Here is a 12315-nt window from a genome sequence, read left to right as displayed (position 1 = left end):
GCATCTGCCCCGGTCACCGGAACCGGGGCAAGCCGGGCGAGATCGATTCGTGTCTGTTCCGTCTACGTCAGGCCTCTTCGAGCAACTCCGGGGTGACCGCCGACTCGGTGTCGGGGATGCCCAGCTCCTTGGCCCGACGATCGGCCATCGACAGCAGTCGGCGGATCCGTCCTGCCACCGCGTCCTTGGTCATCGGCGGGTCGGCCAGCTGGCCGAGTTCCTCGAGTGACGCCTGCCGGTGCTTGACGCGCAGCGTGCCGGCGGCCGCGAGATGGTCGGGCACGTCCTCGGCGAGGATCTCGAGGGCCCGCTCCACCCGCGCCGCGGCAGCGACAGCCGCCCGCGCCGAGCGGCGCAGGTTGGCGTCGTCGAAGTTGGCCAGGCGGTTCGCCGTCGCCCGCACCTCACGGCGCATGCGGCGTTCCTCCCACGTCAGGCGCGTGTCCTGCGCGCCCATCCGGGTGAGCAGCGCGCCGATCGCCTCGCCGTCGCGAACCACCACCCGATCGGTGCCGCGGACCTCGCGGGCCTTGGCGGTGATCCCCAGCCGGCGGGCGGCACCGACGAGCGCGAGCGCCGCCTCCGGGCCCGGGCAGCTCACCTCGAGCGCCGACGAGCGACCGGGCTCGGTCAGCGACCCGTGTGCCAGGAAGGCGCCGCGCCACGCCGATTCGGCGTCACCGACGCTGCCGCCCACCACCTGCGCGGGAAGTCCGCGCACCGGTCGGCCCCGCATGTCGAGCAGCCCGGTCCGGCGGGCCAGGGCCTCGCCGTCCTTGGCGACGCGGACGACGTACCGGGAGCCCTTGCGCAAGCCGCCGGCGCTGAGGACGTGCACGTCCGAGTGGTACCCGTACAGGTCGAGGATCTCGCCGCGCAACCGGCGCGCGATCGAGCCCATGTCCACCTCGGCCTCCACGACGACACGGCCGCCCACGATGTGAAGTCCGCCCGCGAAGCGCAGCAGCGACGACACCTCCGCCTTGCGGCAGCTGACCTGCGTCAGCGTGAGCCGGCTGAGCTCGTCCTTGACCTCGGCTGTCATCGCCACGTGGCGCTCTCCCTTCCCCCAGCTGCCTGTTCGGCGGCCTGTTCGTTCACGTCGTGCGCGGTCTCGGTGCGGGCACCAACTGGTGCCGGCACGGAGAGCCGGTCGAGCACGGCTGCGAGCTTGCCCGCGTGATGCTTGTGGGTCCCGTCTTCGGCGACGTCCGCGTACACGACATCGGCACCGAGCTGCTGCGCGGCTCGGCACAGGTGTTCGCGTTCCCGGCCCGGGGGAACCGACGCCGAGTCGACGACGATGTGGTCCACGCGCAGGTCCGGTGCGTGTTGGCAGAGTACGTGCAGGTGGCGTTCGGCGGAGAATCCGGCGGTCTCCCCCGGCTCCGGCGCGAGATTCAGGATCAGCACCTTGCGCGCTACCGAACGCCGCACCGCGTCGCGCAGCTCCGGGACCAGGACGTGCGGAATGACGCTCGAGAACCACGATCCCGGGCCGAGCACGACGAGGTCGGCCCGGTCGATCGCGGCGAGGGCCTCGGGGCACGCCGGCGGATTGGCCGGGCGGAGGCGGACCCGCCGGACCTTCCCCGGCGTCGTCGCGACCGCGACCTGGCCGCGGATGCAGCGGCTGACCCGAGGATCGGTCTCGAGCCCGACGACGTCGGCCTCGATCTCCAGCGCGACGCAGGACATCGGCAGCACCCGCCCGTCGATCTCGAGCAGCCGCGCGACGGTGTCCAGGGCGGCGACGGTGTCGCCGAGGACCTCGGTGAGTCCGGCGAGGATCAGATTGCCGACGGAGTGCCCGGCGAGCGCACCGGTGCCACCGAAACGGTGCTGGACGGTGTCCGTCCACGGCTGGACGTGCGGTTCCCGGGCCGCCAGCGCGGCCAGCGCCATCCGCAGGTCACCGGGCGGGATCACGCCCAGTTCGCCGCGGAGCCGACCCGAGGACCCGCCGTCGTCGGCGACCGTCACGACCGCGGTGACGTCGGAGCTCAGTCTCCGCGCAGCGCTGAGCGTCGCGTACAGGCCGTGTCCGCCGCCGAACGCGACGATCCGAGGCGCGCGGCCGTCGCCGCGCTGTCGATCGTCGCTCATTCGCGCCCCACATCGCGGTGGACGACACGGACGGCGAGACCGTCTTCCTTCCGCAGAAGAGCCGCGAGCGCCTCCGACATGGCCACGCTGCGATGCTTGCCGCCGGTGCACCCGACCGCGATCGTCATGTAGCGCTTTCCCTCCCGGCGGTATCCCGCCGTCGTCAATTCCAGCAGGCGCAGATACGTGTCGAGGTACTCCTCGGCCCCGTCCCGGGACAGCACGTAGTCGCGCACCGCGTCCTCCAGTCCGGTGTGTTCGCGCAGTTCCGGAATCCAGTGCGGATTCGGCAGGAACCGGACGTCGCACACCATGTCCGCGTCCATCGGCAGGCCGTGCTTGAACCCGAAGGACTGCACGGTCACCTGGATCTCGCTGCTGCCCTCGCCCCCGAAGGCGGTCTCGATCTTCTCGCGCAGCTCACGAACCGCGAGCGACGACGTGTCGACCACCAGGTCGGCCGCCGCCTTCACGTGGGCCAGCTTGGCGCGCTCGGCTGCGATCCCGTCGGACAGCGTGCCTTCCTTGCTGTCGCTCTGCAGCGGGTGGCTGCGTCGCACGTGCTCGAACCGCCGGATGAGCACCGAGTCGTTGGCCTCCAGGTACAGCACCCGCATCTGCACGGGCATCTGTTCGAGCGCGTCGATCACGCGGACGAGATCACCCGAGAACGGGCGGCTGCGGACGTCGAGGACCACCGCGAGGCGCCGGATCGGCGGATCCGATTCGACACCGAGGTCGACCATCCGGGTGATCAACTCGGGCGGCAGATTGTCGACGACGTACCAGCCGAGGTCCTCGAGAACCTTGGCCGCAGTGCTCAGCCCCGCCCCGGACAGCCCCGTGACGAGCGCGACCTCCATGCCGCCACCGTCGCGTTCCTGCTGGTCGTTCACTCGAGCCTCTGTCCTGTTCGTTCCGATACGTCGATGTCCGACACATCATCCCCCACCGCCGGCACTCCTGCAGTGACATCCGACCCCGCGCCCTGGTCTGCGTCGGCCCCGCCGAGCGCCGCCAGGACCGCTCGCGCCGTCGTGACGCCGATCCCGGGCACCTCGGTGATCTCCTCGACGGTCGCGTCGCGCAGCCGCGCCACCGACCCGAAGTGCTTGACGAGCGCCGTCCGGCGCGTCTCCCCCAGACCGCGCACCGAATCCAGCGCCGACGCCGTCATCCGCCGCGACCGCTTGCTGCGGTGGAACGTGATCGCGAAGCGGTGGGCCTCGTCACGCACCCGCTGCAGCAGGTACAGCGATTCGCTGGTGCGGGGCAGGATCACCGGATCCTCCTCGCCCGGCACCCACACCTCCTCGAGCCGCTTCGCCAGCCCGACGACGGCGACGTCGGTGATACCGAGTTCGTCGAGCACCTCCGCGGCCGCCGCGACCTGCGGGGCGCCGCCGTCGACGACGAACAGGTTCGGCGGGTACGCAAACTTCCGGGGACGGCCAGTCTGCGGGTCCAACGCCGCCTCGGGCGCGAGATCACCACCGCTCGCGTCCGCCGCTCCGGCAGCCGCATCCCGGTTGTGGCGCAGGAACCGCCGCCTCGTGACCTCCGCGATGCTCGCCACGTCGTCGGAACGTCCGTCGCCGGCCGCTTCCTTGATCGCGTAGTGCCGGTAGTCGGACTTGCGTGGCAGCCCGTCCTCGAAGACGACCAGTGACGCCACGACGTCGGTGCCCTGCACGTGGCTGATGTCGACGCACTCGATCCGCAGCGGCGCCGAGTCCAGGTCCAGCGCCTCCTGGATGCCCTGCAGCGCCGCCGAGCGCGACGTGAAGTCGCCGGCCCGCTTGAGCTTGTGCTGCGCCAGCGCTTCCTTCGCGTTGCGCTCGACGGTCTCCGCGAGCGCCTTCTTGTCGCCGCGCTGCGGGACCCGCAGCTTGACGGCCGACCCGCGCAGGGTGCTCAGCCACTTCTGGACCTCGTCGGCGTCCGGCGGCAGCACCGGCACCAGGACCTCGCGGGGCACGACGTTGGCGGGCTGGTCGGCCGGGGTTCCGCCGTCGCCGATCGCGGCCTGCTCGCCGTAGAACTGGGTCAGGAACTGCCCGACCAGGATCGCCTGTTCGGACTCCGCACCGGAGTCCCCGCCGTCGGCGGCGACGGCTTCGCGCTCGATGACGTCGCCCGCCTTCTCGACGACCCAGCCCCGCTGACCGCGCACGCGGCCGCCGCGGACGTGGAACACCTGCACCGCGACCTCGAGTTCGTCGGTCGCGAACGCCACCAGGTCGGCGTCGGTGCCGTCGCCGAGGACGACGGCCTGCTTCTCGAGTGCCTTCTTCAGCGCCCCGACGTCGTCCCGCAGCCGGGCCGCGGTCTCGAAGTCCAGGTCCTCGGCGGCCTCCTGCATCCGCGTCTCGAGCTGCCGGACGAGCCGGTCGGTGCGGCCGGACAGGAAGTCGCAGAAGTCCTCGACGATCTGGCGGTGCTCCTCGGCCGAGACCCGGCCGACGCACGGCGCCGAGCACTTGTCGATGTAGCCGAGCAGGCACGGCCGACCGATCTGGTTGTGCCGCTTGAAGACTCCGGCCGAGCAGGTGCGCGCCGGGAACACCCGCAGCAGCAGGTCGAGCGTCTCGCGGATGGCCCACGCGTGCGCGTACGGCCCGAAGTAGCGCACGCCCTTGCGCCGCGGTCCGCGATAGACGAACAGCCGCGGGAACTCCTCGTTCAACGTCACCGCGAGCACCGGGTACGTCTTGTCGTCCCGGTAGCGGACGTTGAACCGCGGATCGAACTCCTTGATCCAGTTGTACTCGAGCTGGAGTGCCTCCACCTCGGTGCTGACGACCGTCCACTCGACGCTGCCCGCGGTGGTGACCATCTGCCGGGTCCGCGGGTGCAGCGACGAGACGTCGGCGAAGTACGAATTGAGCCGCGAGCGCAGACTCTTCGCCTTGCCGACGTAGATGACGCGGCCGTGCGGATCGCGGAACTTGTACACCCCCGGCTCCACCGGGATGGTTCCGGGCGCGGGACGATACGTCGAGGGATCAGGCACGATTCAAGGCTAGTCGGGAGTACCGACGGTATTCGCGCGAGCTCACTACGTGCGCGAACCCGTGTACTTCGCCTCGAGCTCGCGGAACTTGCGGACGGCGTGGACGGCGTGGTCGCCGTCGTTCGCCTGGATCGCCATCACCGGCACGTACTCGTCGTCGGGCAACTCGACCCGGGCCCACGACGCGCCATCGGGGAACGACAGCCCCTGCTCGAGGTCCCACTCGACGAACCGCTCACCGAGGACGTTGCGGACCGCGATGCCGCTGGGCCCGACCCGCAGGCGCGGACGCGTGAGCAGCAGCACACCGCACGCCAGCAGGAGTCCGATGCCGGCCATCGCGAACTGATCGACGAGCCGGAAGTACACGCCGGTCGCCGACGTCCGCAGCAGGATCGCCAGCGTGACGTGCACCAGCACCAACACACCCGCCGCGATCCACGCGTACCGCGCCGACTTCTTCGACCGGACCTCGAAATCCCACTGACCGTGCGAATCGCTCATCGCGACGTCGACCCCGTCCGCTTGCGTCGTAGCAGTGCCAGCGTCACCGCGGTGTCGATCGCTGCGGCGCACGCCTCACCGCCCTTGTCCTCGAGCGAGCCGGGCAGACCCGAACGGTCCAGCGCCTGCTGCTCGTTGTCGGTGGTGAGCACGCCGTTGCCGACCGGAGTCCCCTCGTCGAGCGAGACCCGCGTGAGGCCGGCCGTCACGGCGTCGCACACGTACTCGAAGTGCGGTGTGCCGCCGCGGATCACGACACCGAGCGCGACGACCGCGTCGTGCGACTTGGCGAGTTCCTGCGCGACGACCGGCAGTTCGATCGCACCGGCGACCCGGATCAGCGTCGGCTCCTCGATCTGCGCCTGCTTCGCCACCCGCTTGGCGCCGGAGATCAGCGCCTCGCTGATCTCCGGGTGCCACTGACCGGCGACGATCGCGAGCTTGAGGTCCTTCGCCATCCCGAGCTGCAGGTCGGGACGTCCCTCACCGCTCACAGGGCGTCACCGGCCTCGAACTCGTCGAGTCCGATGAGGTCGTGACCCATGCGGTCGCGCTTGGTGCGCAGGTACGTCAGGTTCTCGGCGTTCGCGCGCAGCGGCATCGGCACCCGTTCGGTGATCTGCAGGCCGTAGCCGTCGAGACCGACCCGCTTGGCCGGGTTGTTGGTGAGCAGGCGCATCGACTTGATGCCGAGGTCGACGAGGATCTGCGCGCCGATGCCGTAGTCGCGGGCGTCGGCCGGCAGCCCGAGCTGGAGGTTCGCGTCGACGGTGTCGGAGCCGGCGTCCTGCAGCTGGTAGGCCTGCAGCTTGTGCATCAGGCCGATGCCGCGGCCCTCGTGACCGCGCATGTACAGGACCACACCGCGGCCCTCCTGCGCGATCATGTCGAGCGCGGCGTCGAGCTGCGGGCCGCAGTCGCAGCGCAGCGAGCCGAACACGTCACCGGTGAGGCACTCGGAGTGCACGCGGACGAGGACGTCGCCGCCGTCGTCGTCGCTGATGTCGCCGCGCACCAGCGCGACGTGCTCGACCTCGTCGTAGATGCTCTTGTAGCCGACGGCGGTGAAGTCGCCGTGGCGGGTGGGGATCCGGGCCTCGGCGACGCGCACGACGTGCTTCTCGTGCTTGCGGCGCCACGCGATCAGGTCCGCGATCGAGATCAACGCCAGATCGTGGTCGTCGGCGAAGACCCGCAGCTCGTCGGTCTTGGCCATGTGGCCCTCGTCCTTCTGGCTGACGATCTCGCAGATCACACCGGCGGGACGCAGGTCGGCCATGCGGGCGAGGTCGACGGCGGCCTCGGTGTGACCGGGGCGACGGAGCACGCCGCCCTCCTTGGCGCGCAGCGGCACCACGTGGCCCGGGCGGGTGAAGTCACCGGCGCCGCTGTCCGGGTCGGCCAGCAGGCGCATCGTCGCAGCCCGGTCGGACGCCGAGATGCCGGTTCCGATGCCCTCGCGGGCGTCGACCGTGACGGTGTACGCGGTGCCGTGCTTGTCCTGGTTGGTCGCGTACATCGGCGGGAGACCGAGTCGGTCACAGTCCTCGCCGTCGAGCGGAACACACAGGTAGCCGGAGGTGTAGCGCACCATGAACGCCACGAGTTCCGGGGTGGCCTTCTCGGCCGCAAAGATGAGGTCGCCCTCGTTCTCGCGGTCCTCGTCGTCGACGACCACGACCGCCTTACCTGCGGCGATGTCGGCGACTGCGCGCTCGATGCTGTCGAACCTGGTCACGTGCTTGGGCTCCAAAATCTTGAACTGGTGTGCTCGAGTATGTCCCGGTGCATCGCTTCAGATGCACCTCAACAGTACGACCTTCCGATGCGAGGTCGTTATTCCGGCTGTCGGGCGCCCGCGGTGGTCAGGCGTTCGACGTACTTGGCGATGACGTCGACCTCGAGGTTCACCGGGGTTCCCGGTTCCGCCGATCCGAGGGTGGTCAGGGCGAGCGTCGTCGGGATGAGCGAGATCTCGAAGTACTCGTCACCGGGTTCGCCGCCGAGCGCCGACACGGTCAGGGACACCCCGTCGACCGTGATCGACCCCTTCTCCACGACGTATCGCGAGATGGTCGACGGCAGCGAGATCCGCACCACCGTCCAATGCTCGGACGGGCTGCGGCTGATGACCGCGCCCGTGCCGTCGACATGCCCCTGGACGATGTGACCGCCCAGTCGGCTGTTCACCGCGGCGGCCCGCTCGAGATTGACGCGACTGCCGACCTCCAGCGCCCCGAGGCTCGACCGCACGAGGGTCTCGCGCATCACGTCGGCCGTGAACGCGTCGCCGTCGAGGACGTCGACCACCGTCAGGCAGACGCCGTTGACCGCGATCGAGTCGCCGTGGGCGGCGTCGGCCGTGACGACCGGGCCGCGCACGGTGAACCGGGCCGCGTCCGCCAGGTCCTCCTTGGCGACGATCTCACCGAGTTCTTCGACGATTCCGGTGAACATGTCTTCGCTCTCTCCTTCGGATCCCGGCGGGATCGGTTCGGCGATGATCCCGAACGGGACCACGTCACTGACGATCCCGTGCCGCGGTGCGGCCCGACTGCTCCGGGATCAGGTTCAACAACACGTCGTCGCCGATAGTCTCGACGCTCTCTCGCCGAAACCGTAACGCTTCGGCGATGGTCCGGACCCCCGCGCCTTCCACTGCGTGGGACCCTGCCCCCAACACGACCGGGGCGATGTACGCCTGGATCCGGTCGATCCGATCGGCCGCGAGGAACACCCCGGCCAGCCGCGGCCCACCCTCGACCAGGACGTCGTCCTGATCAGCGAGCGCGGCGAGGACCTCGGAGACGTCGTGGGTGCGCAGTACCAGCGTGGGCGCCGCGTCGTCGAGGACCTTCGCGGTGGATGGGATCGGTCGATTCCCCACCACGACGCGCAGCGGTTGGTGCGGGGCCAGCGAGCCGTCGGGCAGGCGGGCAGTCAGCCACGGATCGTCCGCGAGCACGGTCCCGGTGCCGACGACGATCGCGTCCAACCGGGCCCGGTCGGCGTGCACGCGGGCCCGCGCGGCCGGCCCGGTGATCCACTGGCTGGTGCCGTCCGCCGCGGCGCTGCGGCCGTCGAGGGTGGCGGCGAACTTCCACGTCACGTGCGGGCGGCCGGTGCGCTGCCGGTGCAGCCAGGCGCGCAGCGGTCCGCGTTCGACGTCCTCGACGAGGGTGCCCGCTGACACCGCGACACCGGCCCCGCGCAGCGTGTCGGCACCGCCCGACGCCGCCGGGTTGGGGTCGGCGACGGCATAGTGCACCGCCGCGACGCCGGCGTCGACCAACGCCTGCGAGCACGGTCCGGTACGTCCGTAGTGGTTGCACGGCTCGAGCGTCACCACGGCGGTGCCGCCGCGGGCCCGCTCACCGGCCTCGGCGAGCGCCACGACCTCGGCGTGCGGTCCGCCGGGCGGACGGGTGGCGCCGATGCCGACGACCTCACCGGACGCGTCGAGGATCACCGCCCCCACCGGCGGATTGGGGCTCGTGGCGCCCCGGACACTGTGCGCGGCGTCGATCGCCAGGCGCATCGCGGCCTCGAGGGCTCGCGCGGACGTCGTCACGATCGGCCCGTCAGATCGACAGCGTCAGGTGCGGTGACGCCTTCGCGGCCTGCTCACGCAGCGAGCGCACCGCCAGCGCGGGATCGGCGGCGCCGTAGACGGCCGACCCGGCGACGAAGCAGTCGACGCCCGCCTCAGCGGCCTGCTCGACGGTGTCGGCGTTGATCCCGCCGTCGATCTCGACCAGCAGGCGCAGCTCGCCCGCGTCGACCAGTTTGCGGACCGCGCGCGCCTTCTCCAGCACGGTGGGGATGAACGACTGTCCACCAAACCCCGGCTCGACGCTCATCACGAGCAGCGTGTCGAAGTTCCGCAGGATCTCGAGGTACGGCTCGATCGGGGTGTTCGGCTTGATGCTCAGCCCCGCCTTGGCGCCGGCGGCGCGAATGTCGCGGGCCACCGCCACCGGATCGTCGGTGGCCTCGGCGTGGAACGTGACGTTGTACGCGCCGGCCTCCGCGTACGGCGGCGCCCAGCGGCCCGGGTCGTCGATCATCAGGTGGCAGTCCAGCGGAATGTCGGTGGCCTTCAGCAGGCTCTGCACGACCGGCAGGCCGAGCGTCAGATTCGGCACGAAATGGGCGTCCATGACGTCCACGTGCAGCCAGTCGGCGCCGGCTACGGCGTCGGCCTCCTCGGCGAGCCGGGCGAAGTCGGCGGAGAGAATGGACGGAGCGATCATCGGGGTTGCCACGGGGGCGAGTTTAGTAGGCAGCGGCCGGTCTCCCGTCGCTGCCGGGGTAGCGCCGAGCCGGCTCCCGCCCGGGTGGTTGAGTCACGACCGGGCCCGTGGGTGGACGGATCGTCGGCATCACCCGGATCTCGTTGCCACGCAACGTTACCGACGCTCCGTCGTGCTGAATCGTCAATTCGTCGCCGCGCACGAGCCGGTACCGCGTCTCCGTCCGGTCGACCTCGACCCGCAGCCTGCACCCCGCCGCTTCGACCCCGAACTCGAGCCGGTCGATGCCGCGTGGCAGCGCCGGCCGGAGCGTCAGCCCCGATCGCCGGCGTCGCACACCACCGAAACCCTGGACGAGCGCGAGCCAGATGCCGGCCAGCGACGCCAGGTGCAGACCGTCGCTCGTGTTGTGCTCCAGGTCGAGCAGGTCGATCAGCGCCGTCTCCCCCAGGTAGTCGTATGCGAGATCCATCGCTCCGACGTCCGCGGCCACCACCGCCTGGCTGCACGCCGACAGCGACGAGTCCCGCACGGTCAGCCGCTCGTAGTACGCGAAGTTGCGTGCCTTCTGTTCGGGGGTGAACGCGTCGGGCACCCACTGCACGGCCAGCACGACGTCGGCCTGCTTGACCACCTGCTTGCGGTAGAGATCGAAGTACGGGTAGTGCAGCAGCAGCGGGTAGTGATCGGGCGGGGTCGTAGCGAAGTCCCACACCTCGCGGTCGGTGAACCCCGACGACTGCGGGTGCACGCCGCGGCGCTCGTCGTACGGCAGAAACATGCGGTCGGCTGCGGTGCGCCACCCGCCGAGTTCCTCGTCGGTGATGCCCAGATCCGGCATGCGATCGCGGTACCGTTCGACGACAGCCACTGCGGCGGTGAGGTTCTCGCGCGCCATCAGGTTGGTGTAGAGGTTGTTGCGGACCAGCGCGCTGTACTCGTCGGGGCCGGTGACGCCGTCGATGCGGAAACGTCCGTCCTCGTCGAAGTAGCCGAGGGATCGCCACAGGCGTGCCGTCTCCACCAGCAGGTCCAGGGCCACCGTGTGCTCGAACTCGCTGTCGCCGTCGGACCGCAGGTATCCGATCACCGCCCGGGCGATCGCGGCGTTGACGTGGAAGGCCGCGGCCCCGGCCGGCCAGTACCCGCTGCATTCCTTGCCGGTGATGGTCCGCCACGGGAAGGCCGCGCCGTCGAGCCCCAGCTGGCGGGCCCGGACACGGTTCGTCGGCAGCGTCGAGTGCCGCCAGCCCAGTGCGTGGGCGACGGCCTTCGGATACACCGACGTCAGCACCGGGAGGACGAACATCTCGGTGTCCCAGAACGCGTGCCCGTCGTAGCCGCGCCCGGTGAGGCCCTTCGACGCGATCGCGACACCCTCGGCACGGGCCGATGCCTGCAGGATGTGGAACAGCGCGAACCGCACCGCCTGCTGGACCTCCGGGTCACCGTCGACGACGACGTCGGCGTGCTCCCAGAACGTGTCGAGGAACGTCCGCTGTTCAGAGATCAGTCCGTCCCAACCACTTTCCCGCGCGAGGGTGAGCTCACCGGCCACCTCGTCGCGCATGGCCGGCGCCGTCCGCCGGGACGACCACGCGTGGGCGACGTACTTGACCATCCGCACGTGCTCGCCCTGTGCGAGCTCCGACGCAATCGTCACCCGCCCCTGGTCGGGGTACCACTCGGATTCGACGTGCACGTGCGGACCGGACACCTCGTGATCCATGCCGACGGCCACGCGCAGGCCGCTCTCGCCGGTCGTGTGGATGAGCTGCACCCGCGCGTCGTGACCGAAGTTCTCCTCGGCGACCAGGGGCTCGGCCAGGACCGCGGCCGCGCGCGGGTCCGCCTCAGGTTCGGGCATCGGCTCGTTGGCGACCAACTCGGACTGCAGCACCACCCGGGCCGGACCGTCGAGCGGCTCGACCCGGTAGTCGACGGCGCCGATCGCGCGCTGCGTGAACGACGCGATCCGGGTGGTGCGCACCCGGACGGTGCGGCCCGCCGGAGAGCGCCACTCCACGGTTCGCCGCAGCACCCCGGCCCGCAGGTCCAGTTCCTGCTCGTGTTTCAGGAGGTGCCCGCGCCGGACGTCGAACGGTTCGTCGTCGACGAGCAGCCGCACGATCTTGCCGTCGGTGATGTTGATGATGGTCTCGCCGAAATTCGGGTAGCCGTAGCCCGGCTCGGCGTACGGCATGGGGCGGACCTCGTAGACGCCCGACAGGTAGCTGCCCGGCAGTCCGTGCGGATCGCCCTCGTCGAGGTTGCCCCGCCAGCCGAGGTGTCCGTTGGCGACGGCGAACAGCGACTCGGTCTGCGCAAGGACCTCGAGATCCAGGCTGGTTGCGCGCAGGCTCCAGGGCTCGACCGGAAAGGCGGGATGAGTAATCACGGCATCCGAACCTCCCAGTCGCGTGCGGGTCCTCGAGACCG

General features: G+C 70.6%; 11 protein-coding genes. All 11 read right to left on the bottom strand.

Annotated features, from left to right (window positions below; translation table 11 throughout):
* Positions 1 to 67 precede the first annotated feature (67 nt).
* Positions 68 to 1045: a DNA-binding protein WhiA gene (gene whiA, locus ACQ5DX_RS09335; RefSeq protein ID WP_430335604.1), complete on the bottom strand. Its 978-nt coding sequence runs from the start codon at positions 1043 to 1045 to the stop codon at positions 68 to 70.
* Positions 1042 to 2106, bottom strand: a complete 1065-nt coding sequence (locus tag ACQ5DX_RS09330; protein ID WP_430332353.1) for a gluconeogenesis factor YvcK family protein — start codon at positions 2104 to 2106, stop codon at positions 1042 to 1044. Before ACQ5DX_RS09330 ends, whiA begins: the two co-directional genes overlap by 4 nt.
* Positions 2103 to 3002 carry an RNase adapter RapZ gene (rapZ, locus tag ACQ5DX_RS09325; protein ID WP_430332352.1) on the bottom strand — a complete coding sequence of 300 codons (900 nt, stop codon included), beginning with the start codon at positions 3000 to 3002 and terminating at the stop codon, positions 2103 to 2105. The genes ACQ5DX_RS09330 and rapZ overlap by 4 nt, the downstream gene beginning before the upstream one ends.
* Positions 2999 to 5119 (bottom strand): excinuclease ABC subunit UvrC, encoded by a 2121-nt coding sequence (uvrC, locus tag ACQ5DX_RS09320; RefSeq protein WP_430332351.1) that lies wholly within the window; start codon positions 5117 to 5119, stop codon positions 2999 to 3001. Before uvrC ends, rapZ begins: the two co-directional genes overlap by 4 nt.
* A gap of 45 nt (positions 5120 to 5164) precedes the next feature.
* A complete protein-coding gene (locus ACQ5DX_RS09315) occupies positions 5165 to 5623 on the bottom strand; it encodes a PH domain-containing protein (RefSeq protein WP_430332350.1) in 459 nt (152 codons plus the stop codon).
* Complete coding sequence (ribH, locus tag ACQ5DX_RS09310) at positions 5620 to 6117, bottom strand: 6,7-dimethyl-8-ribityllumazine synthase (RefSeq protein ID WP_430332349.1); 498 nt, start codon at positions 6115 to 6117, stop codon at positions 5620 to 5622. The genes ACQ5DX_RS09315 and ribH overlap by 4 nt, the downstream gene beginning before the upstream one ends.
* Entirely contained in the window at positions 6114 to 7361 is a 1248-nt protein-coding gene (locus ACQ5DX_RS09305; protein ID WP_430332348.1) for a bifunctional 3,4-dihydroxy-2-butanone-4-phosphate synthase/GTP cyclohydrolase II, read from the bottom strand. The genes ribH and ACQ5DX_RS09305 overlap by 4 nt, the downstream gene beginning before the upstream one ends.
* Positions 7362 to 7459: 98 nt before the next feature.
* Positions 7460 to 8080: a riboflavin synthase gene (locus ACQ5DX_RS09300; protein ID WP_430332347.1), complete on the bottom strand. Its 621-nt coding sequence runs from the start codon at positions 8078 to 8080 to the stop codon at positions 7460 to 7462.
* Between the two features lie 64 nt (positions 8081 to 8144).
* The gene (gene ribD / locus ACQ5DX_RS09295) at positions 8145 to 9161 is read right to left on the bottom strand and encodes a bifunctional diaminohydroxyphosphoribosylaminopyrimidine deaminase/5-amino-6-(5-phosphoribosylamino)uracil reductase RibD (RefSeq protein ID WP_430335603.1); all 1017 of its coding nucleotides are present in this window, start codon (positions 9159 to 9161) and stop codon (positions 8145 to 8147) included.
* A gap of 43 nt (positions 9162 to 9204) precedes the next feature.
* Positions 9205 to 9888 (bottom strand): ribulose-phosphate 3-epimerase, encoded by a 684-nt coding sequence (gene rpe / locus ACQ5DX_RS09290; RefSeq protein ID WP_430332346.1) that lies wholly within the window; start codon positions 9886 to 9888, stop codon positions 9205 to 9207.
* 10 nt (positions 9889 to 9898) lie between these two features.
* Complete coding sequence (locus ACQ5DX_RS09285) at positions 9899 to 12274, bottom strand: glycoside hydrolase family 65 protein (RefSeq protein WP_430332345.1); 2376 nt, start codon at positions 12272 to 12274, stop codon at positions 9899 to 9901.
* Positions 12275 to 12315 lie beyond the last annotated feature (41 nt).

The organism is Rhodococcus sp. ACT016, from assembly GCF_050477185.1.
Classification (GTDB): Bacteria; Actinomycetota; Actinomycetes; order Mycobacteriales; family Mycobacteriaceae; genus Prescottella.
This window is presented reverse-complemented; position numbering and strand designations above follow the sequence as displayed.